Annotated in this window: 25 protein-coding genes and 1 pseudogene; 16 read left to right on the forward strand and 10 right to left on the reverse strand. The window is 26.1% G+C overall.

All coding sequences use genetic code 11. The annotated features are described in order from the left end of the window. The first annotated feature begins 2 nt into the window (after positions 1-2). From AVENP_RS03285 to AVENP_RS03325, 9 genes and pseudogenes are all read left to right on the forward strand, one after another. Positions 3-2,501 carry a PAS domain-containing sensor histidine kinase gene (locus AVENP_RS03285; RefSeq protein ID WP_128357623.1) on the forward strand — a complete coding sequence of 833 codons (2,499 nt, stop codon included), beginning with the start codon at positions 3-5 and terminating at the stop codon, positions 2,499-2,501. A gap of 47 nt (positions 2,502-2,548) precedes the next feature. Further along, positions 2,549-3,373 (forward strand): TIGR00282 family metallophosphoesterase, encoded by an 825-nt coding sequence (locus AVENP_RS03290; protein ID WP_128357622.1) that lies wholly within the window; start codon positions 2,549-2,551, stop codon positions 3,371-3,373. Position 3,374: 1 nt separating this feature from the next. Further along, positions 3,375-4,006, forward strand: a pseudogene (locus AVENP_RS03295) (3-methyladenine DNA glycosylase). A 3-nt stretch (positions 4,007-4,009) separates the two neighbouring features. Further along, a complete protein-coding gene (locus AVENP_RS03300) occupies positions 4,010-4,801 on the forward strand; it encodes a P-loop NTPase family protein (RefSeq protein ID WP_128357621.1) in 792 nt (263 codons plus the stop codon). Between the two features lie 5 nt (positions 4,802-4,806). Further along, positions 4,807-5,046 carry a hypothetical protein gene (locus tag AVENP_RS03305; RefSeq protein WP_228201831.1) on the forward strand — a complete coding sequence of 80 codons (240 nt, stop codon included), beginning with the start codon at positions 4,807-4,809 and terminating at the stop codon, positions 5,044-5,046. A gap of 27 nt (positions 5,047-5,073) precedes the next feature. Next, positions 5,074-5,784, forward strand: a complete 711-nt coding sequence (gene ubiE, locus AVENP_RS03310) for a bifunctional demethylmenaquinone methyltransferase/2-methoxy-6-polyprenyl-1,4-benzoquinol methylase UbiE (protein ID WP_128357619.1) — start codon at positions 5,074-5,076, stop codon at positions 5,782-5,784. A 17-nt stretch (positions 5,785-5,801) separates the two neighbouring features. Continuing rightward, positions 5,802-7,055 (forward strand): exodeoxyribonuclease VII large subunit, encoded by a 1,254-nt coding sequence (gene xseA, locus AVENP_RS03315; protein WP_128357618.1) that lies wholly within the window; start codon positions 5,802-5,804, stop codon positions 7,053-7,055. Positions 7,056-7,127: 72 nt separating this feature from the next. Beyond that, complete coding sequence (locus AVENP_RS03320) at positions 7,128-7,607, forward strand: chemotaxis protein CheW (protein ID WP_128357617.1); 480 nt, start codon at positions 7,128-7,130, stop codon at positions 7,605-7,607. A 25-nt stretch (positions 7,608-7,632) separates the two neighbouring features. Next, the gene (locus AVENP_RS03325) at positions 7,633-8,985 is read left to right on the forward strand and encodes a response regulator (RefSeq protein ID WP_128357616.1); all 1,353 of its coding nucleotides are present in this window, start codon (positions 7,633-7,635) and stop codon (positions 8,983-8,985) included. Positions 8,986-9,016: 31 nt separating this feature from the next. Here AVENP_RS03325 and AVENP_RS03330 read toward each other — a convergent pair whose 3' ends face one another. Next, positions 9,017-9,550, reverse strand: coding sequence for a peptidylprolyl isomerase (locus AVENP_RS03330; protein ID WP_128357615.1), 534 nt, complete (start codon positions 9,548-9,550; stop codon positions 9,017-9,019). A gap of 145 nt (positions 9,551-9,695) precedes the next feature. Between AVENP_RS03330 and AVENP_RS03335 the strand changes: the two genes are divergently transcribed. From AVENP_RS03335 to groL, 6 genes are all read left to right on the forward strand, one after another. Beyond that, the gene (locus AVENP_RS03335) at positions 9,696-10,058 is read left to right on the forward strand and encodes a (2Fe-2S) ferredoxin domain-containing protein (RefSeq protein WP_128357614.1); all 363 of its coding nucleotides are present in this window, start codon (positions 9,696-9,698) and stop codon (positions 10,056-10,058) included. Positions 10,059-10,073: 15 nt separating this feature from the next. After that, on the forward strand, positions 10,074-10,457 hold the full coding sequence (gene panD, locus AVENP_RS03340) for an aspartate 1-decarboxylase (RefSeq protein ID WP_128357613.1): 384 nt from the start codon (positions 10,074-10,076) through the stop codon (positions 10,455-10,457). Continuing rightward, on the forward strand, positions 10,450-10,770 hold the full coding sequence (locus AVENP_RS03345) for a YbaB/EbfC family nucleoid-associated protein (RefSeq protein WP_128357612.1): 321 nt from the start codon (positions 10,450-10,452) through the stop codon (positions 10,768-10,770). The genes panD and AVENP_RS03345 overlap by 8 nt, the downstream gene beginning before the upstream one ends. Positions 10,771-10,774: 4 nt before the next feature. Continuing rightward, positions 10,775-11,635, forward strand: a complete 861-nt coding sequence (locus AVENP_RS03350) for a polyprenyl synthetase family protein (protein ID WP_128357611.1) — start codon at positions 10,775-10,777, stop codon at positions 11,633-11,635. A gap of 136 nt (positions 11,636-11,771) precedes the next feature. Then, entirely contained in the window at positions 11,772-12,029 is a 258-nt protein-coding gene (gene groES / locus AVENP_RS03355) for a co-chaperone GroES (protein ID WP_128357610.1), read from the forward strand. After that, complete coding sequence (gene groL / locus AVENP_RS03360; protein WP_128357609.1) at positions 12,029-13,666, forward strand: chaperonin GroEL; 1,638 nt, start codon at positions 12,029-12,031, stop codon at positions 13,664-13,666. The genes groES and groL overlap by 1 nt, the downstream gene beginning before the upstream one ends. Before the next feature lie 355 nt (positions 13,667-14,021). Here groL and AVENP_RS03365 read toward each other — a convergent pair whose 3' ends face one another. From AVENP_RS03365 to AVENP_RS03405, 9 genes are read right to left on the reverse strand one after another with little or no spacing between them, the layout of a single operon-like run. Beyond that, the gene (locus AVENP_RS03365; RefSeq protein ID WP_128357608.1) at positions 14,022-15,401 is read right to left on the reverse strand and encodes a sensor histidine kinase; all 1,380 of its coding nucleotides are present in this window, start codon (positions 15,399-15,401) and stop codon (positions 14,022-14,024) included. After that, positions 15,391-16,059, reverse strand: a complete 669-nt coding sequence (locus AVENP_RS03370; protein WP_128357607.1) for a response regulator — start codon at positions 16,057-16,059, stop codon at positions 15,391-15,393. The genes AVENP_RS03365 and AVENP_RS03370 overlap by 11 nt, the downstream gene beginning before the upstream one ends. A 3-nt stretch (positions 16,060-16,062) precedes the next feature. Then, on the reverse strand, positions 16,063-16,791 hold the full coding sequence (locus AVENP_RS03375; protein ID WP_128357606.1) for a metallophosphoesterase: 729 nt from the start codon (positions 16,789-16,791) through the stop codon (positions 16,063-16,065). After that, on the reverse strand, positions 16,788-17,243 hold the full coding sequence (locus tag AVENP_RS03380) for a hypothetical protein (RefSeq protein WP_128357605.1): 456 nt from the start codon (positions 17,241-17,243) through the stop codon (positions 16,788-16,790). Before AVENP_RS03380 ends, AVENP_RS03375 begins: the two co-directional genes overlap by 4 nt. Beyond that, positions 17,244-17,768, reverse strand: a complete 525-nt coding sequence (locus tag AVENP_RS03385; RefSeq protein ID WP_128357604.1) for a YceI family protein — start codon at positions 17,766-17,768, stop codon at positions 17,244-17,246. It lies immediately after the preceding gene. After that, positions 17,761-18,729, reverse strand: a complete 969-nt coding sequence (locus tag AVENP_RS03390; protein WP_128357603.1) for a hypothetical protein — start codon at positions 18,727-18,729, stop codon at positions 17,761-17,763. The genes AVENP_RS03385 and AVENP_RS03390 overlap by 8 nt, the downstream gene beginning before the upstream one ends. Then, positions 18,717-20,291 carry a hypothetical protein gene (locus AVENP_RS03395; protein WP_128357602.1) on the reverse strand — a complete coding sequence of 525 codons (1,575 nt, stop codon included), beginning with the start codon at positions 20,289-20,291 and terminating at the stop codon, positions 18,717-18,719. The genes AVENP_RS03390 and AVENP_RS03395 overlap by 13 nt, the downstream gene beginning before the upstream one ends. Further along, on the reverse strand, positions 20,275-20,898 hold the full coding sequence (locus tag AVENP_RS03400) for an ABC transporter ATP-binding protein (protein WP_128357601.1): 624 nt from the start codon (positions 20,896-20,898) through the stop codon (positions 20,275-20,277). Before AVENP_RS03400 ends, AVENP_RS03395 begins: the two co-directional genes overlap by 17 nt. Beyond that, positions 20,895-21,977: an ABC transporter permease gene (locus AVENP_RS03405; protein WP_128357600.1), complete on the reverse strand. Its 1,083-nt coding sequence runs from the start codon at positions 21,975-21,977 to the stop codon at positions 20,895-20,897. The genes AVENP_RS03400 and AVENP_RS03405 overlap by 4 nt, the downstream gene beginning before the upstream one ends. A 115-nt stretch (positions 21,978-22,092) precedes the next feature. On the opposite strand from AVENP_RS03405, the gene AVENP_RS03410 reads away from it, so the two are divergent. Continuing rightward, the gene (locus AVENP_RS03410) at positions 22,093-22,866 is read left to right on the forward strand and encodes an inositol monophosphatase family protein (protein WP_128357599.1); all 774 of its coding nucleotides are present in this window, start codon (positions 22,093-22,095) and stop codon (positions 22,864-22,866) included. Positions 22,867-22,935: the final 69 nt, after the last annotated feature.

A 22,935-nucleotide genomic window follows, 5' to 3' on the forward strand; every position in this document is an offset into this window, starting at 1 on the left:
AAATGAGAATACCTTTTTATGTAAAACTATTTTTTGCTTTTATAATTTTTGCAGTTTTATTATTGGGTTTCGCTTCTTTTGCTTTTAACAATTTTTATAAATTTAATAATGAAAAAAAAGAGAAAGAAAATATAATAAATATTTTAAAAAATCAAGAAAAGAGTTTTAAAAATAATATAAAATCTTTTGATGAAAAGATATTTTTATTATCTCAAAAAGATTTTTTAAAAAAAGAGAATAAAAAAGAGTCTTTAGAATTATTTAAAAAGATTCTTTTTAATAATGAAAATATTCTAGAATTTAAAGTTGTCTCTTTAGATGCTCAAGAGATTTTTAAAATCATAAATATAAATAGTGAGATAAAAATAATAGAAGATGAAAAGTTACAAAACATCTATTCTAACTCTTATTATAAAAATATCAGAACACTAAAAAATCAAGAAATTTGGCATGATAATTCAAACTTAGAAAAACCAACAGTAATTAATTTTGTATTAAGAGAGAAAAATTATTTTCTAATTTTAAAGGTCGATTTCAATGGATTCTTTACTAATATTTATAAAAACTTTGATAAAAAAACTTTTGTTATATCAAGTGATAATATACTTCTAAATTACAATAATACAAATCTTTTCCATGAAAATAAAGAAGTTGACTTATATAAAAAAGAGTTAAATAATATTAAAAGTGTAGATTTTTATGAAACAAATAATCTTTTATCAAAAAAAGTTTATTTGAATGAAAATAAATATTTTATTTTTACAATAAATATTGAAGATGAATCAAACAATAACTATTTTAAAGATTATTATAAATCAATAATAATTATAGGTCTTTTTTTATCAATAATTTTGGCACTTCTTTTTTCTGAACCAATTGCAAAATTAAATAAAAAAATTGAAGATGAAAATAAAAACTTAGATTTAAGTATTAAAAGAAGTTTTATCGAATTGGATGAAAATCAAAAGGTAATTGATAAACATATTATGTTTATTCGAATGAGTAAAAATAATATAATTTTAGAAGTCAGCTCTGCATTTTGCTATTTTCTGGGTTTTTCAAAGGGTGAATTAATTGGACATAACTATCAAATGTTAATCCATAAAGATACAAGAAAAAAAGAGTATATAAAACCTTGGAAGTTTGCAAAACAAGGAAAATCTTATGTTGGTGAAATAAGAGGAATCAAAAAAGATGGTGAATCATTTTGGGTAGATTTGTTTATTGAACCAAATTTTAATAATTTAAATAAAATAGTTGGCTACACAATAATCGCATACGATACAACAAACAAGAAAAAAATTGAAGATTTATATCAAAATATAAATAATCAAGTTGAACAATATAATGCAATATTTGAAAATGTAAACAGTGGAATTGCTTTAATTGATTTAAATGGAAATTTCAAAAAGTTAAATAGTACATTTGGCAAATTTTTAGAGTATAAGAATGAAGAGTTATTATCTATGAAATGTTTAGATATTGTTCCAGAAAGCTCAAAAGAACTTCTTTTAAAGATATTAAAAGAAGCATATGAAATAGGTAATATTTCTAATATTGAAAAGATTTTTATAAAAAAACATGGGAAAACAATACATCTAGAATTATCATTAAGTCTTTTATCTGATAAAAAACATTTTGTGTTTGTGGTGAATTCTCTTGAAGATAAAAGAAAACTGCAAGAGTTAAATCAGAATCTTGAACTACGAATAAATCAAGAAGTAGAAAAAAGTATCCAAAAAGATAAACTTCATCAACAAGAACAGATTAAAAATGCAAAATTAACTTCAATTGGTTCCCTTGCTGCTGGAATTGCCCATGAAATAAACACTCCACTTACATATATAAAAGGAAATCTTGAATTAATGTATTATGATATTTTAGATTTACCTCAAAGTGAAATTCAAGAAAGAATGAAATACGATAGTGAAAAAATGAAAGAGGGAATTAATAGAATTGCAAATATTGTAGAATCCATGAGAGAAATGTCACAAAGTACTAAAGAGGTAAAAGAAAAAATAAATATATTTTCAACTTTAGTAATTTCACTTACAATGGCATATAATCGTTCTAGACAAGTATCTAAAATATATTTAAATGATAAATTATTTGATATAGATTCTATAAATAAAAATGAATATAAATTTTTCTCAAAAATACAAAAACAAAGAATTGAACAAGTTTGGATTATAGTAATAAATAATGCTTTAGATGAACTTGTGAAAATTGAAGATTATGATAATAGAGCTTTGAATATAAATATTTTTGATGAAAATGATGAAATTATTGTTAAATTTAAAGATAGTGCAGGTGGAATAAAAGAGGAAATTATCAAAGATATTTTTGAACCTTTTATTTCATCAAAAGAGCATAGTGGAATGGGTGTTGGATTAAATATTGCCAAAAAAATTGTAGATGAACAAGATGGAATTATAAAAGCTTATAATGAAGATTCTGGTGCAGTATTTGAAATTAGATTACAAAAGTGTGAAGAAGAATAAAAGGTTATTTAAATACAATTAGAAAAAAATTTTAACAAAGAAGATAGATGAGAATAGGATTTATTGGCGATATTGTTGGTCGACCTGGAAGAAAAATCATAAAAGAAAATTTAATAAAAATAAAAAAAGAGTTTGAAATCGATTTTGTAATCGGAAATGGTGAAAATGCAAGCCATGGTTTTGGTTTAACAATTGAGGGATCAAAAGAGCTTTTAAAAAGTGGAATAGATTTAATAACAGGTGGAAATCACAGCTTTGATAAAAAGAAAGATATGATGGTTTTACTTGAAACTGCTAATGTTTTACGACCTGATAATTATCCTGATGGATTAGTTGGAAGTGGAGTAAAAATTTGCGAGATTCAAACTTCAAATGGAATTGAAAAATTAGCTGTTATAAATCTAATGGGACAATATGGAATGCCAACTGTTGAAAATCCTTTTAATTGGGCAAAAAAGTTAGTTTCAAAATTACAAGAAGATGGAATTAAAAACATCTTTTTAGATTTTCATGCAGAAGTTACAAGCGAAAAAAGAATAATGTTAATGATGTTTAAGAATCAAATAAGTGCAATTTGTGGAACACATACACATGTGGGAACTGATGATTTACAAATATTTGAAAACACAGCATATCTTACAGATATTGGCTTAACTGGATGTAGAGATAATGTTATTGGAATGGATAGTAAAATTCCAATTCAAAAAGTAACAACAGGAATTGGTGGACATTTTGAAGTTCCAAACTCTTGTAAATCAATTTTGCAAATGATGGTAGTAGATATTGAAGATGGAAAAGCTCAAAGTGCATTTAAAATAAAAAAATATTGTAATAATCCTAAATTATTTATTACTGAGGCTTTTGTTGATTAGTATTTCAAACTCTTACGAGCTTTTAGTATATTTAAAGAATCAAAATTTAATAGATGAAAGCTTAGAGTTTTGGTGGCCCTCAAATAATGATTTTGAAATTTTAATAGGTGCTATTTTAACTCAAAATACTAAATGGACAAATGTAGAAAAATCTCTAGAAAATTTAAGAAAAATAGATTGTTAAATTTAGAAAATCTAGCAAATTGTGATTTACAACTTTTAACAGATGCCATAACTCCAAGTGGATTTAAAAATCAAAAATCAAAAAGATTAATTCAATTAGCAAAAAATATACTAAAAGATTTTGAAACTTTTGAGAACTTTTGCAAAAAAGTAAATCTTGAGTGGCTTTTAAAACAAAAAGGAATTGGGCCCGAAACTGCCGATGCAATTTTGTGTTACGCTTGCAAACAAGAATATATGGTTGTGGATAAATACACAGCAAAATTATTGGCAAGATTTGGCTATGAGTTTGATTCATATTACGATATACAGTCATATTTAGTATATGGAATTAATGATAATTACGATAAAATAAGCCAACTATATGGTTATGAAATCCCATTAAATAAAATTTATGCAAGGTTTCATGGCAAAATTGTCGAATTTATGAAACGAAATCCCAAAGGCTAATTGATGATTATAATTCCACAAACAAAAGGTGGCGTAGGTAAATCTACTGTTGCAATGCAAGTTTTAGCTCCATATTTATATAAAAAACATGGTAAAAAAATTACATACATTGAAATAGATGATGAGAATAACGATTCAAAATCATTTACAAGAACTGAAATTGTAAATAAAAAAATGTTAGGAACAAATAGATTAAGCGAATTAGATGAACTAATCTTAATGGATGATAACCACGAAGTTATTGTCGATGTTGGTGGAAATAAAACTTCATCTTTAGTTCTTGATGAGATTAAAAAAGTTGGCTCTTTTGGAAATGTTAAATGGATTATTCCTTTAGGTGATGGTGAACTTGATGGAAAAAATGCAATAGCAACCATGAAAAAAATCAGAAAAATAGAAAAAAATCCAGAAGACAATATAATTTTTGCCCTAAATAGAGCTATTTCTATGGATGAAGATTATTATAATGAACAATTTATTAACTTTTTTGGACACAAATATTTAGAGTCAAACTCTGTAATTTGCGATTTTGTAAAAGACCCAAAATATTTTCCAGTTAAAAATGACAAAGTAATTACAATGAGTAGATACTTAGGTTCAACTGTTTGGGAAATGGCTTATAACAACACTGATTTTGCAGCAAAAGCAATTCAAGCAAAAGAAGTTGGAGATATTGAAAGTGCTAGAAAATATCTATTTTTTAGAAGAATTCAAACAGAAGCAAAAGATTATGTATTAAACACTTTAAATAAAATTTTTTGTGATTTAGATAGATGGATTGAAATTAAAAAATGAGTGATATGAGCTTTAAACAAGCAAAAGAGCTTGTTGAAAGAATGGAATTTTCAGAAATTGCTTTACGAAAAGCAGCTGATAATTTAGAAAAATCAACACAAAATTTTGGAATAACTTTAAAACACCAAGAAGATATTATAAATAAATTGCCTTACGCTGATAAAAAATTATCGTATATGGTTATTGCTGTTGCTGTTAATATTGGATTGATTGTTGGATTAATAATAGGTAAGTATATTTTATAAAATAAGAAAATTAGGATAAATGTAATAATGGAAAAACAAGAAAAAATCGTATCAATGTTCAATGATATTGCAGGAACTTATGATGTTGCAAATAGAGTTTTATCAATGGGAATTGATAAGTCATGGAGAAATAAAGCTTGTAATTTAGCTTTTAATTTTTATGGTAAAAAAAGTATTAGCAAAATTGTAGATGTTGCATGTGGAACGGGTGATATGATTCTATTTTGGAAAAAAGTTGCAAATGAAAACTCAATTAATTTAGAAAATATCATTGGAGTTGATCCAAGTGTTGGAATGATGGAAGTTGGTAAAAAGAAACTTCCAGATGTTGAATTTATTGAAGCAGGAGCTGCATCAATGCCACTTGATAGCTCTAGTGCTGATATTATTTCAATTTCATATGGAATTAGAAATGTAGTACAAAGACAAGAAGCTTTTGATGAATTTGCAAGGGTTCTAAAAAAAGATGGATTAGTTGTAATTTCAGAGTTTACAAAAAACAAAAAAGAGAAATTACTTGACCATTTAACAGATTTTTATATGAATAAAATTCTGCCAGTTTTAGGTGGATTAATTTCAAAAAATAAAGAAGCATATACATATTTGCCAAACTCAATAGATGAATTTTTAACAACAGAGAATTTATGTAAAGAGCTTAAACTTGCAGGACTTGAGCCAATTCATGTAAAAGCATTTTCAATGAATATCTCAACTTTAATAATCGCTAGAAAAATTTAGTTTTCTAGCATTAAAATATGAATAAAGCAATCTCAGTATCAACATTAAATGTTCAAATAAAATCCCTTCTTGAAACTACATTTATCCAAGTTTATGTGGAAGGTGAAATTTCAAATCTTACTTATCATAACTCTGGACATATCTATTTTTCAATAAAAGATGAGAGTTCAACACTTTCATGTGTAATGTTCAAAGGAAATACAAAATATCTAAAATTCCAACTTGAAAATGGACAAAAAGTAGTAATTAATGGAAATATTACTGTTTATGCACCAAGGGGAAATTATCAACTTTTATGCAATAAAATTGAACCCTCAGGTCAAGGTGCATTGGCATTTGCCTTTGAGCAATTAAAAAACAAACTTGAAGCAAAAGGTTATTTTGACGGAAATTATAAACAACCACTTCCAAAGTATCCTAAAAAAATTGCACTTGTAACTTCTCCTACAGGGGCTGCTATTGAAGATATGAAAAAAGTAGCAAATCATAGATGGCCTTTGGTTGAATTTATTTTAGTTCCAACTTTAGTTCAAGGTGAGGGCGCTGCTTTTGATATTGCAAATTCAATTAAATATGCAGATAAATTACACTGTGATATTATGATTGTAGGACGAGGTGGTGGAAGTATTGAGGATTTATGGGCATTTAATGAAGAAATAGTGGCAATTGCTATTCATGAAGCTAGAACTCCAATTATTTCAGCAGTTGGACATGAAGTTGATTATATGATTTCTGATTTTGTGGCAGATATTCGAGCAGCAACTCCTTCAAATGCAGTTGAAATTGCATTACCAGATATAAATGAACACAGAATGTATTTAGACTCTTTGAGTAATGAATATATTAATAGATTAAAAAATATATTGTTTAATAAACAGCAAGAACTTTCTAATATGAAAAGATTGTTTGAACAAAACTCTATTGAGACAAAATTTAATTATATTCAAACAGAAATAAATCTTTTGAAATCTTCATTTAAAACCGATTTATCTCAAAAGATTTTGAGCTCTTTAAATGAACTTAATTTATTAAAAAATAGTATGAAAAATAGTTTTTCAGCTATATTTGTTAAATCTCAAAATCAAATAGATTTATTAAAATCAAATTTTGAATTAAATCATCCAGATAAAAAAGATAAAAATGGTTTTGTGCAAATTTCAAAAGATAATAAAATAATATCTTTATCAGATTTATCTATTGGTGATGAAATAGATTTACAAACGCCTAAATATATTGCAAGCTGTATTTTAAAGGAAATTAAAAAACAATAAATTTTAAGTTTACAGTAGGTAGAATAATAAAAAACAAGTAAAAACTCTAAAAGCAATTAAAAGGAATGTATTATGGAAGATAATGAAAAAAAAGTTATAGATTACGCAAATACTAGTGAATTCATGACATTTGAATTAGGCGCAATGAAGTATGCTATTGAATTGCCAAAAATTAGAGAAATTTTGACATATCCTGATAATATTACTCCTCTACCTAATATTTCTAAATGGGTAAAAGGATTAATTAGTTTAAGAGGTGAAGTTGTTCCAATTTTAGATATTAGACTTAAATTTAACACAGGTCCTGGAACATATGATGAAAATACATCTGTAATTGCAGTTATTACAGAAGATAAAAGAATTATAGGAATAGTTGTAGATTTAGTTGATGATGTTCAACGACTTGATACAAGCATGTTAGCTGCTGTTTCTGAAATGGGTTCTGCAATTCCATCAAAATACTTAAAAGGTTATATTAGACTAGCAAATAACCAAATGTTAGTTGTTATGGATATTGAAAGAGTTGTTGCAAAAGAAGAATTAAGAGATTAGTACAAAAATAAAAATAAGTGATTTTATGAGCATAGATAGAAATTTATTAAAAAGATTAACTCTTTTATATGTTGAAGATGATGATGTAATTAGAACAGAATTGTCACAATTATTAACAAATTTTTTTTCTATGGTGCATGTTGCAAAAAATGGGAAAGAGGGCTTAAGAACTTATCTTGAAAATCAAGACCATATTGATTTAATATTAACAGATGTTAACATGCCTGAATTAAATGGTATAGAGATGATAAAAAAAGTTCGAGATTTCGATACTAAAATACCTGTAATTTTTGCAACAGCATACTCAGATAGTGAATTTTTAGTTGAAGCAATTAAATTAAGAGTTCAAGAGTATATTGTAAAACCAATCGATGTTCGATATTTAATCTCATTAATGAATGATGTTGCTAGTAATCTTTATCAAGATTTTTTATTAACACAACAACAAAATGAACTTGAACAATATAAAGAGATTATAGATTTAAATAATATTGTTATAAAAATGGATACACATTTAAATATTACTTATGTAAATGAACATTTTTGTCAAATATCAGGATTTTTACAAGAAGACTTGATTGGAAAAGAGTTTAAATATTTAAAATACCATGATATGGGAAATGATATTTATACAAACTTATATGCAAATATTTTAAATAATAAACCTTGGCAAGGAAAACTTAAAAATATAAAAAAAGATGGTAGCTCTTTTACTACAGACGCATATGTTATCCCAACTCTTGATGAAACAGGAGAAATGACAGGTGCAATTTCTATTCAAAAAGATATAACCGAAGAACTTAATAAAAAAAGAGAAATTCAATTGGCTTTAATGCGAGAGAAAAGTGACTTTTTTATTAAAAGTAAAGAGGGAAATTTAGAACAAAACCAAGTAATTAATGAGTTAAAACATAAACTAGGAAAAGTTCAAATAGAGTTAGAACAATCATTAAAAAATATAGATAGATATATTTATAATAATGAAAAATATAGATTAGAAAATAAAAACCTAAAAACTGAGTTAGGATTATACAAAAAGAATTCAAATACAAATACTGCCTTTAAATTTTCAAAAGAGAATAGTGATTTAAGATTAGAAAATAAAAAACTAAAAGATAAATTAACTCAACTTGGATTAGATGATGAAAAAATAATTTCTCAGCAAAGAGTTAATTATGAGATTAAAATTACTGAATTAGAAGATCAAATTAATGAATTACAAGAAAAAATAGATTCTATTCAAACTGATGATGTTTTATTGCAAAAATTAGAATATTGGAAAGAAAAAGCAAAAAAAGAAACATCAAGAATTGAAAATCTTGAAAAACAAATTATTGCACATGGTGATACTACATTTATGAATAAGATATTTAATTAGATGTGAATAAATAAATCAAGAAGATCTTGATTTATTCTTCAATTTTAATAGATATGATTTTTACATCTTCCAAAGGTTTATTACCTTCATATCTACTTGTTGTTGGAACACTTTCGATTTTCTTAACTACATCAAAACCTTCTTTAACATAACCAAAAATTGTATGTCTTCCATTTAACCAATATGTTGGAACTGTTGTAATAAAAAATTGACTTCCATTAGTATTTGGACCTGCGTTCGCCATTGCAAGAATTCCTGCCTTATCAAATACTGCATTTGGAGCAAATTCATCTGCAAATTTTCCACCCCAAATTGACTCACCACCAGCACCAGTTCCTGTTGGATCTCCACCTTGAATCATAAAGTCTTTTATAACTCTATGAAAAATAAGACCATTGTAATAACCATTTTTTGAATGTGTTACAAAGTTTTCTACAGCTTTTGGAGCTAAATCAGCTCTTAACTCTATTTTTATATTTCCTTTTGAAGTTTCAATCGTTGCAATAGGATTTGAAGCTTGCAAAAGTAAAACAAATGAAAAAAGAATAAAGAATATTTTTTTCATGAACAACCCTCTACATAGTAAATTTAATAAATAGTATCTTATTTTATATTTAAAGAAACATAAAAGAATTTTTTTTAGTTGAATTTAAATAAAAAGTGTTAAAATTCAGAAAATTGTTATAAAATGCTCTCAAAAAGGAAAAATTATGGAAATGCCAAGTATTCCCCAACCAACATTTTATATATTTAAGTGTGAACAATCATCACCTCCTGGAATGCCAAAACCATCATGTGTAAATGAGAATACGAGAGATTTATTCAATTATACCGCACAAAGTTTAATGAAAGCAGGGATTATGGGACCTGTTCAAATTGTAAGAACTTCATGTTTAGGAAGATGTCAAATGGGACCTTTAATGTTAGTGGAACCTGGACATCATATGTATGCTTCTGTGTCTAAGGAAAAAATAGATAAAATCATAGAAGAACATATATTAGGTGGAAACCCTGTTGAGGAGTATTTAATATCTTCTCAATTCTGGGGTGAACCTGTTAATTTAGTACAATAATAAAGGAATTAATATATGACATTTGATATGCTTTATAGTAAAATTCATAGAGCAACTGTTACAGATGCAAATTTGAATTACGTTGGCTCAATCACTATAGATGAAGATTTAATGAAAGCTTCAGCTCTTAGAGTAGGACAAAAAGTTGAAATCGTAAATGTAAACAATGGTGAAAGATTTGCTACATATGTTATTAAAGGAAAAGCAGGTTCTAAAGATATGTGTCTTAATGGAGCAGCTGCTAGAAAAGTTGAAATAGGTGATAAAATTATTGTTATTTCATATGCTTCATATAGCGAAGCTGAACTTGAAAATTATAAACCAATTGTAGTTTTAGTTGATGATAAAAATAATATAGAATTAATCACAAATGAATTAGTAGGAAGTGATCATGTTTGAGGGGATTGATTTAAAAAACCTAAATTTAGGTGATATGTTAAACCAATTTCAAGATATGGCAAAAAATGCTAAAGATGAAAATGCTTCAAGAATTTTTACATCAAAAGCTGGTGGTGGAATGATTGAAATTTCTATTAATGGAAATTCTGAAGTAATAGATTTAAAGATAGATGATTCATTACTTGAAGATAAAGATTCCTTACAAATTTTATTAATTTCATGTATGAACGATGTTATAAAACAAAGTGATGAAAACAAAAAAATGTTGGCTATGAATATGATGGGTGGACTAGGTTCTTTTGGACAAAAATAACTCTATGGAAAAATTACTATCTTTATTTGAAGAATATTTATTAAATAATCTTCCTAACTCAAAAACTTTTCATCCTCATTTTGAAGATGCCTTATCTGATATGTTAAAAGCAGGTGGAAAGAGATTTCGTCCTATGCTTTTATTATCTGTTGTAAAATCAAATAAAAGCTTATTAATTCCTAACTCTTTACCTATTGCCTTAGGTTTAGAATTTTTACATACATATTCACTTGTACATGATGACCTTCCTGCAATGGATAATGCTGATTTAAGAAGAGGTTTTCAAACTCTGCATAAAAAATATGATGAAGTAACAGCTATTTTAGTTGGGGATGCTTTAAATACACATGCTTTTAATCTATTAGCAAATGCTTCTTTATCAAATGATATTAAAATTGAATTAGTTAAATGTTTAAGTTCGAATGGTGGAATTGATGGTATGATAATTGGTCAAGCTATTGATTGTTTCTTTGAAAATCAAAAATTAGAGTTAAATCAACTTGAATTTTTGCATATTCATAAAACGGCAAAATTGATAGCTGCAAGTTTAAAAATGGGTGCAATTATTTGTGAATACGATTTAAACACTCAAGAAAAATTATATAATTTTGGTATTGATTTAGGATTATTATTTCAAATACAAGACGATATTATAGATGAAACTTGCACTTCACAAGAAGCTGGGAAAACTACACAAAATGATACAAGTAAAAACTCTTTTGTAAATTTATTAGGACTAACTGGGGCTATTAAAAGCGCAGATGAATTAGCTTTAAAATGTGCAAATATTCTTAATACATTTGATGAAAATCTAAAACTATCTTTAGAAGAGTTACTTCTAAAATATATTAATAGACATAAATAAAATTCTAAACTCTTAGTCAAATTAACTCAAACCTCTTGACAAAATTTGTTTATTTTAATAAAATTTAGCACTTAGAATTTAAGAGTGCTAAATGTCTAAGTTTTAAAAGAAATACAATTATAATAAAGGAAATACCATGAATTTTAGACCACTAGGTGAAAGAGTTCTTGTAAAAAGAACAGAAGTAGAAAACAAAACTGCAAGTGGAATCTATATTCCAGATAATGCAAAAGAGAAACCACATACAGCAGAAGTTGTAGCAATTGGAAATAAAGTAGAAGATATTAAAGTTGGTGATACGATTGTATTTGAACAATTTAGAGGTACAGAATTTAAACTTGATGGTCAAGAATATCTTATCTTAAATATTGAAAATGTTATAGGAGTAATGTAATGGCAAAAGAAGTTTTATTTAGTGATAACGCAAGAAATAGATTATACGCAGGTGTTGAAAAATTAGCAGATGCTGTAAAAGTTACAATGGGTCCAAGAGGAAGAAATGTATTATTACAAAAATCTTTCGGAGCTCCAACAATTACAAAAGATGGTGTATCAGTTGCTAGAGAAATCGAATTAAAAGATACTTTAGAAAATATGGGAGCACAACTTGTAAAAGAAGTTGCTTCTAAAACTGCTGATGAAGCAGGAGATGGAACAACAACTGCTACTATCTTAGCTCACTCAATCTTCAAAGAGGGATTAAGAAATGTAACAGCAGGAGCAAATCCAATTATCTTAAAAAGAGGTATGGATAAAGCAACTGAAGCTATTTTAGCTGAACTTAAAAAAGCTTCAAGAGTTGTTGCTAATAAAACTGAAATTGAGCAAGTTGCTACAATTTCTGCTAACTCTGATAAAGCAATTGGAGCTATGATTGCTGAAGCTATGGATAAAGTTGGAAAAGATGGTGTTATCACTGTTGAAGAAGCAAAAGGTATCTCTGATGAATTAGCTGTTGTTGAAGGTATGCAGTTTGATAGAGGATATTTATCTCCATATTTTGTAACAAATGCTGAAAAAATGATTGGTGAATTTAACAATCCATTTATTTTATTATATGACAAAAAAATCTCTTCTTTAAAAGAGATGTTACCAATTTTAGAATCTGTTAATCAATCTGGACGTCCTTTAGTAATTATTGCAGAAGATGTTGATGGTGAAGCATTAGCAACACTGGTAGTAAATAGATTAAGAGGTTCTTTAAATATTGCAGCTGTTAAAGCTCCAGGATTTGGTGATAGAAGAAAAGCTATGCTTGAAGATATTGCTGTATTAACTGGTGGAACTGTAATTTCTGAAGAGATGGGAATGAAACTTGAAACTGCTGATTTCTCTTGTTTAGGAACTGCTTCAAAAGTTGTTATTGATAAAGATAATACAACTTTAGTTGATGGAAATGGTGATAAAGAAAGAGTAAAAGCTAGAGTTAATCAAATCAAAGCTGAAATTTCTAATACAACTTCTGATTATGATAAAGAAAAATTACAAGAAAGACTTGCAAAATTAAGTGGAGGAGTAGCTGTTATTAAAGTTGGAGCTGCATCTGAGACTGAAATGAAAGAGAAAAAAGATAGAGTTGATGATGCATTAAGTGCAACAAGAGCTGCTGTTGAAGAAGGTATTGTAATTGGTGGAGGAGCTGCACTAATCAGAGCTGCTGCTAAAGTTAAACTAGAACTTGAAGGTGATGAAGCAATTGGTGCTGCAATCATTTTTAGAGCTATTAAAGCGCCTTTAAAACAAATTGCTACAAATGCTGGGTTTGATGCTGGTGTTGTTGCAAATGAAGTTGAAAAATCTACAAATGAAAATTTAGGATTTAATGCTGCAACTGGTGAATATGTAGATATGTTTGAAGCTGGAATTGTTGACCCTGCAAAAGTTGAAAGAGTTGCAATGCAAAATGCTGTTTCAGTTGCATCACTTTTATTAACTACAGAAGCTACAGTTACAGATATTAAAGAAGATAAACCATCAATGCCTTCTATGCCAGACATGGGTGGAATGGGTGGAATGCCAGGAATGATGTAGTTTTTTATAAAATTATGTTGTGATTAAAAAGGACAAGGGGTTTCTCTAGTCCTTTTTTTATTTCTTGATTAATAAATAAGTTGATTTAGGATGAAATTACTTATGTGTAAAGAGAGAATTTGTATATTATCAAAAAAAAATGGGTTCTAGAAACTCTTAGACCAGAACCCATTTAAATATTATTTTTTAGTAAATAGACTCATATTTACTAAAGCTTACTTGAAAGTAAACTTATAACTAAATTAATGTTTAACAACCGTAAAAAGGTAAAAGTTTGTCATTCGCACCTCCAAATTGTTTTAAGATATGTAATTATAACATCTTTTTAGATTAAAACAAACTGAATCTAGAAAAATTATTTATTCTTAAAAGATAATATAATTGTAGTTCCAAAATTCTCTTTACTTTTAATTGTGACATCTGCTTTGTGTATATCAATAATTTTTTTAACAATTGACATTCCAAGACCAGTTCCACCTGAGTTTTTATTTCTACTTTTATCTGTTCTATAAAATTTTTCAAATATTTTATTCTGTTCTTTTTTTTCAATCCCTATTCCAAAATCTTGAATACTAATATTAAATAATTCATCTTTCTTATAAGACTTTACTAATATTTCTGAATTTTCATGACTAAATTGAATTGCATTTTTTAAAATATTTTTAATTGCAATTTTTAAAAGATTAGAATAACCCCTTATTTCAATAGTATCAATTAGATTAAATTTAATTTTGATTTGATGAAGTTTTGCAAAATTTTTAACTTCATTTATTGATTCATCTATAATTTCATCAAAATATGTAAGTGTTTGCATATCATTAGAAATTAGATCTTTTTCATTTTTTGCTAAAAAAAGTAAATCATTTATAGTTTGTTCAATTACAATAACTTCTTCAAGGGATGTATTTAAGGTTTGTTTATATTCCTCTAAACTTCTATCTTTTCGTAAGGCAATTTCCATTTCACCTTTTATAATAGTAAGGGGCGTTTTTAATTCATGAGAAGCATCGGAACTAAATTGAGAAATTCTTTCAAAAGAAGATTCTAATCTTTCAAGAAGATTGTTTATTTCATTTATTAATTGGTTTATTTCATCTTGATTATTTGAGCTTTTTAATCTAGCTGTTAAATCAATTGCTGTTATGCTTTTTAATTCTTCTAATACTTTTTCTATTGGTGAAAAAGATTTATATATTAAAAAATTACCTCCAATAACTGCAAATATTAAAACAATAGGAACAATAAAAAATAAAATATAAAGTAAATTTTCTAATGTTGTCCAAAGCATATCTTTAGTTGTAGCAATTTCAACTATAATTTTTAAAGAAGCATTAAAATTTATTTTTATTCTACTAACTAAATAAATATCTTGCTCTTGAAAATTAATAACACCATCTTTTAAAGAATCTAAATATGTATTGTCACTATGTAAATCATTTGGGAAATTTGATGTTTGTATTATTTTTGTATTATCTTTATTATCTAATATTCTAATATATAAAGGTTCAAAATTGTATTCTTTTTCTTCATCTAATTCATTATCTACAATGTTATTTTTTTCTTTTAAATCATCCACAATATCAAGAAGTATTACTTTTAAAGTAGCTTGATATCTGTCTAAAGTAGAAATTTCCAAAGCTTTGTAAATAGAAAAAGAAAAAATTACAAGAACGATTACTTGTATAAAAAAACTATAAATAAGAAGTTTTTTCTTTATTGATAAATTAGTTGTCACTTATTCTAAATCCAATCCCACGTACAGTTTTAATTAGTTTTAAATCAAAATTTTTATCAATTTTATTTCTTAATCTGTAAATATAAACATTTACAATATTACTCATATTTGAATCTTCAAAAGATGATAGAGCTGAATTTATTGCAGTTTCACTTAAAACTCTATTTTTGTTTTTTATAAGATATTCTAAAAGTGTGAACTCTTTTGATGTAAGAACTATATTTTCATTTGCTCTTTTGGCTGTTTTATTTAATAAATCAAGTTCTAAATCAGCTATTGTAATTTTTGTTTGAATTGAGCTTTTCACTCTCAATTGCACTCTTATTCTTGCTAATAATTCAGCAAAAGAGAAAGGTTTAGCTAAATAATCATTTGCACCAATATCTAAACCTTTGATTTTATCTTCAATTGAATCTTTTGCAGTTAACATAATGATTGGAGTTTGATTATTTGAACTTCTTAAACTCTTGCAAACTTCAATTCCATCTTTAACTGGAAGCATAATATCAAGTAAGATTAAATCATACTCATTTACACTTGCTAAATATAAACCTTCATCTCCATTTGTTGCAGAATCAACTACATAACACTCTTCAATTAAGCCTTTTTTTAAAAAGTTAATTATTTTTAGGTCGTCTTCTATTATTAATATTTTCATAAATTATTCTACAATTTTTGTTATTAATTTTACTATTGTTATTTCTGCATTTGCCTTATATCTAAAATTAATTCCCCAAGTTCCAATTCCTTTATTTACATAAATTGCTGTATTTTGTTTATAAAAAAGTCCTGCTAAAAAAGGTTGAACAAGTTTTACTAAATAATGGAAAGGATAAATCTGTCCACCATGTGTATGTCCACATAAAAAAAGTGTTGAGTTTGAGTTTAGGGCAATTTTGTAATCTTTTGGTTGATGTGCTAAAAAAATTGAGGGTTCATTTTTTAAGTAGTTTTCTATTTGTTTTTCTTCTCTTTTGATTTTAAAAAACTTAGAAAATCTATCTGGAAGTCCAGCTAAAAAAATTGTTTCATTTTTATAGATAAACTCTTTGCAATTATTATCCATAAAAATGAAATTAAAAAGCTCTTTTTTTAAATCTTCTAAACCATAAAAGAGGTCATGATTTCCACTTATATAATAAACAACTCCTTTTAATTCATTTAAAATCTGAAGTTTTTCTTTTATAAACTTTACTTTTGTATCAATTATATCGCCAGTTATTACCACAAAATCAAAAATCAAATTATTACACAAAAATACAAGTTCTTTAAGTTGGGAAATAGTTGTTTTTTTATTTATATGTAAATCGCTTAAATGCAAGATTTTTAAATCATTTAGTTTTTCATTTTTTACAAATATTTCAACTGTTTGAAAATTAGAAAGAGTCATTTTAGAACCCTTTCTAACTCTTCTTTTGAAGAGATATATTTTATATCTTTTACGATTCCATCTTTTATTAAATAAACTGTTATTTTGCCCTCTTGTTCTAAAAATCTTTTGCTATTTTCATTATAAATTAATAGCACATTATATTTATAATCTCTAAGTTCTGGAATTGTAAATAGTTTTACAATAATTTGTGAAGTTTTTGAAATATTATTTATAAAAATAGCATGTTTGTTTTCTAAAAAATCGCTATTTTTTGCAGATAAAAAATCATTTACTAACTTTGCATCTTCTTTTTGAAAGGCAATAATAATCATTGAAATTTCACTATTTATTGTATAAATTCTATCAAATTGATTTGGTAGTGAAAAAGTACTTATTTTATCATCTATTTTTAAAGTTGCTGCCTTTGCAAAAAAACAAAGTAGGGTTAATAAAATAAGTTTTCTTTTCATCTATCTAACTTCTAAATTGATATTATAAGAAATATCAATTTGATTTCTAACTGTTAAAAACATCATTTTTGGTGGTTCCATTGAAAAATCTGTAAGATTAAATGAGAAATTTCCTTTAAGAGAAATTAGATTATTAGCTTGAGTTATAGATACTTTTGCTTTTAGATTTTTTGAAATACCATTTAAAGTTAAAACACCTTGTAATTCATAATCATTCCCAACTTTTGTAATACTTCTAATATCGCAAGAAATAGTTTTATATTTCTCAATATTTAGCAGTTTATACATATGTTCATCTCTAGTTTTTTCATCACTAATTAAAGATAAAGTATCAAAATAGATTTTGCCTTTGATTGATTCTATTGAATCATTCATTGTTAAATCAGCTCTAACATCTTTTGTAGATGGATTTATTTGACTATCTCCAAAAACTTCTGTGTGAGCAATTATCTCACCATTTTGAACACTAAGATTACTTGCATTTGCAAATAAAACTAAACTTAAAATTATTAATAACTTAAACATATTCTATCTCCTTGTTATTTGGTTTATATTCGCCAATCATTATTTTAAGTATTACTACTAATAAAACAATTGGAACAAATAAAATTAGATTTGCCAAAGCTACAAAAAGCCCAGCACCAGAAGCCATCCAACCAATAAAAATCATATAAAATGTAATAGTTCTAAAATCTTTTTTTATAATTGTTTGTAAAATTACTACATTGTAATAAGATATTACAACTGGATAAATCATTGATAAAATATATCCCTCCCTTAAAAAATAAAATAAATATGAAAGTGCAAATAAAGTTATGATTAATAGGCTTTTTTGATTTTTATCAAATTTGAAATATAAAGCTGAAAAAACTCCGATTATATGGAAAAGTGCAATTTGAAAGGTAAACCCATCTCTCCAAATAGAAAGAGTAACATCTCTAGAAAGTGATTCGAAAAGTGTAGAATCTAAAAATACCCATAAAATCATCATTAATAATGGAAATTCCATATTAGAATTTTGAGTAAACTTTTCTTTTGGTAAAAATCTTGAAGCAACTAAAGTAATAGTTGTTAATATAATTGCAATAATTCCTCTTTCATTAACTTCATAATTAAACAATAAAGTTCCAGTTACATAAGAAAGACAAAGTGCTAATCCTAACTCTAATAGTGTTGTTTTTTTGATTTCATTTATAATTAAAGGAGCTAATGAACCAACTGCAATTCCTAAAATAAATAGTGTTAAAAAATTGAAATTTGGATATAAGAAACTCATTAATAATTGGATTATTAAAAACAAAGAAATTCTATTTTTAAAATCAATTTTTATATATGAAACTAATAATGAACCAATTATTCCTCCAATTGGAAGAGGTGCAATTGAAAATAAATTCGAAGAAAAATATTCAACAATTCCAGTTTGAGCAATAAGTAAATAATAACAAAGTTCACTTGCTATAAAAAATATTAAAATTAATCTTTGCATAGGGTCTCCTTTTCATAAAAATAGATTAAATACGTAAATACAAAAGTCAAATCAAATAGACAAATTGCTAAGGCTTCAAAACCTAGCTTTCCACTTGCATATAAAGCAAAGAACATGGCACTTGCAAATACTCTAATAATTACACTTAGGTTTGTTAAAACTATTTGACTTGACGGATTTTTTAAAGCCATAAAATGAATAACACCCGTCATGCAAACAAAAGTAAATACAACATATTCATAAACTCCATTAAAGCTAAACCCAATTAGAGGATAAATGAAACTAGCAAGTAGTATTAAAAATATCCCACCAACTCCATCACTTAAGATTCCTGCAATATTGTAAAGTTCAAGTTTTGAATATATATTTTTTATTTTGATAAAAGCAAAAATAAACGCCAATGCAAATAATCCAAAAACTGTTCGTAAAACCCATAGATTCTCAGTTGGGATATGTATAAATCCAGCTTCAGTAAAACCAGAAATTGATAAAACTGTAAATATTCCTAAAAGTGCAAATAAGTAAAAATCTAAATAGATAGCTTTTTGAAGCTCTTTAATATAAGTTATAAACATAGAAATAACCATAAAAAATACAGCAATTCCCATTGCCACATGAGCGTGAGCTACAATTAAATCATTTCTATGAAAAAGCCATCTAATTTCAGGAATAAAGATAATATTCCCCTCAACATCCACAAATAAAAAGGCTAAGATAGAAATAAATAAAGCCTTTTTTGCATGGGGCAAGATGTCACTATCTTTAAACCATCTATATAAAAGTGGAACATATAAAAGTGTTAAGTATTGTAAAAACCACTCTTCATTATATGTTAGTGGTCCTAGAATAATTCTGTGTAATACAGAAGCAAAATAGAAAACAGTTGGAATAATCCAAAGCATATTCCATCTAGCTTTAAATTCACCAATATTTAGTAGTTTAATTATCAAATAATAAATTGGAAGTAAAGCTAAACTCATTCCTAAAGTATTGTCTCCATGAGGTCCAGATACAGTACTCTCAACTTGTCCAATAATTGGATTCATTAAAATCAATAAAGTAATAGGCGCAATAATCACAACTCTTAAACATACTTTTATCCATAATGGAAGAGTGTTTTTATAAAGTCTAATAAATTTGTATAAAGCAATAATATAAAATATACCACTCATTGCAAGTAAGAAATTTAACTCATATGCAAAATCATAAAAAGCCAAACCTCTGCTTTTTCCAAGTAATAAAGAAACCACCATAAATATAAGAAATATGAACCAAACAATTGTATAAATATTTAAATATCTTAATCCCTCTTTATCAAATCCAACTTCTTTGTTTATTAGTAAAAAAGGCAGATACGAAAGCATTAAAGGTACAAAACCATAAAGCATCAAAGAAATATGAATTGATCTCATATTTACTGGATTTAAAGTCTCTGAATTTATACTAAAACCCAGAAGATTTATAGAATAAATTATTCCAAATAAAAGTCCAAGTGCAAAAAATGCAATAGAAATTTTAAAGGTTCTTATTATAAAGTTATCAAAATTATTTAAGTTTTCCATCTTTTACCTCGTAAGTTATATCTGCTTTTAAAGCTAAGTTTTTATCATGTGTTGCCACGATTATTGTTGTTCCTTTTTTTGCTAAAATTGAAAAAAGCTCAAAAACATTTAATGAGTTTTTTGAATCTAAGTTTCCAGTTGGTTCATCTGCAAAAATTACCTTTGGATTATTTATTAAAGCTCTTGCAATTGCAACTCTTTGTCTTTGTCCTCCTGAGATTTCATTTGGATATTTGTCTATTAGATTTTCAATTCCTAAACTTTTTAATAAATCTAAAATCTCTTTTTTTGAAGCTTTTTCATTAGCAAGATTTATATTTTCTTTTACGCTTAAATAATTGATTAAATAATGAAATTGAAAAATAAAACCAATATTGTTTTTTCTAAAATCATCTATATTTTTTATATCTTTATAGTTTATGTTTTCATAAACAATATCACCACTAGTTGGTTTTAAAAGCGTTGATAAAACAGATAAAAGCGTAGATTTTCCACTTCCACTCTCTCCTATGATTGCTACAAATTCACCTTTTTTTATCTCTAAATTGATATTGTCTAAGGCTAAATCTTTATTATAATAGTGAGTTAAATTTCTGATTTTTATCATATTTTATTTCCTTGGATTAACTCAACTGGATCTGTTTTTGCTGCATTTAAAGCTGGAATTATTGAGCCAAAAATAGCCATAAAAATAGAAGTAATAAAGATATAAAATGCCAACTCATTTGAAATTTCACCATTTACATAACCTTGTAAACTTGAAGCACTTTTTATAAAATATAAAACTATATTTGAAAGAATAAAAGCACTAATAAAACTAAAAACTCCCAAAATAAAACTCTCAATCATTATTGAATAAACGATTTTTGAAGTACTAATTCCTAAAGCTCTTTTGATTCCAAATTCACTTTTTCTTTGATTTATTGTGATACTCATTAAACTTACAATTCCCAATAATCCCATAGAAAAAGCAATAAAGGAAATAACATTTGATGAGGTTTTTATGATTTTAAATTGATTATAGTTATCCACAAAATTTTGAGTTGATTTAGCATCTATTTGTTCATCTAAAGCTTTTATATTTTTTATTATCTCATCTACATTTGAGTTTAGTGTTGTATTTACCATAATCATTGAAGCTGATTTATTAAAAATCTCTCCTGCATCATTAATTGTTAAAACAACTCCACCATTTTCAAAACCAATTTCACTTTTAAAAACACCAGAAATTTTAAAACTTTTGTTTGCAATTTGAATTTCATTTTTATTTAGTAATTGTTCAAAAATAGATTTCCCAACTATTACTTCACCTTTAGATGGATAATTCCCTTCTATTAATTTGTAATTTTTGAATCTATTATCGCTCGCTCCATATATGGCAACAATTGGCAGTTTTTCAACTGGACTTGCTCCAACAATTAAGGCCGATGATTCTTTTACGTCTTTGATTTGATTTATTCTTTCTATTAAATTTATATTTACATTTGAAAAAAATGTATCAGAAATTTTTGCTTGAGTAATAATAATATCTCCATCACTTTTTAGCATTGATGAATACATTGTTATTATTCCATTTGAAATAGAACTAATTAAAAAAATTGATATTATTGAAAAAATTAGACTTAGATAAATAAGTATAGTTTTTAATTTATTAGCCATTAAAGCTTTAAATGCAAATGCAATCAAGATTATCCTTTTATATTTTTGAAAGTTTAATCTTTGAATATGAATTAACAATGAATTCAATATGAACTTTTCGTCATAATTGGATAGAATAACGAAAAAGAATGATTGGTAGAAAATGAAAAAAGAGTTAATAGAAATAATAAAAGAAGCTGGAAAGATTTTAAAAAAGGGATTTTACTCAAACAAAGATATTACTTTTAAAGCAAAAAAAGATTTAGTAACAGAGTTTGATGTGGCAGTTGAAACATATTTAAAAAAGAAATTCTCAAAAAAATTCAAAAAGTTTAATATAATCGCAGAAGAATCAGATAATGCAAATATAGAGTTTAATAATTCAATAATAATTGACCCAATAGATGGAACAACAAACTTTGTAAATGGAGTTCCTCATACTGCAATTTCTGTAGGAGTTTATAAAAATAAAAAGCCATATTTAGCAGTTGTATATAACCCAATTTTAGATGAATTATACACAGCAAAAATAGGAAAGGGTGCTTTTTTAAATGGTAAAAGATTAAAAGTAAGCCCTGAAGATAACTTTCAAAAATCACTTCTTGCAACTGGTTTTCCATATACAAGTGGAACAGATGAAAATGATTTAAATGATGTGGTAAAAAAAATAAAAGACGTACTTCCTTTATGTCAAGATTTAAGAAGATTAGGTTCAGCTGCACTTGATTTATGTTACGTGGCAAAGGGAGTTTATGAGGGATATTATGAAATGAATTTAAAAGCTTGGGATGTAAGTGCAGGAATTTTAATACTTACAGAAGCAGGTGGAAAAATTTCAAATATAAGTGGAGAAGAATATACTTTATTTGAAGATAAATATCTTGTTGCAACAAATGGTAAAATTCATAATGAGCTTGTGAAAAATTTGAATTTGTAAAATAACAGAAGAGTTACGAAAAGTACATATTTAGTAACTATTAAATATAATATATATAATAAATTTAAA

Source organism: Arcobacter venerupis (assembly GCF_013201665.1).
GTDB lineage: Bacteria > Campylobacterota > Campylobacteria > Campylobacterales > Arcobacteraceae > Aliarcobacter > Aliarcobacter venerupis.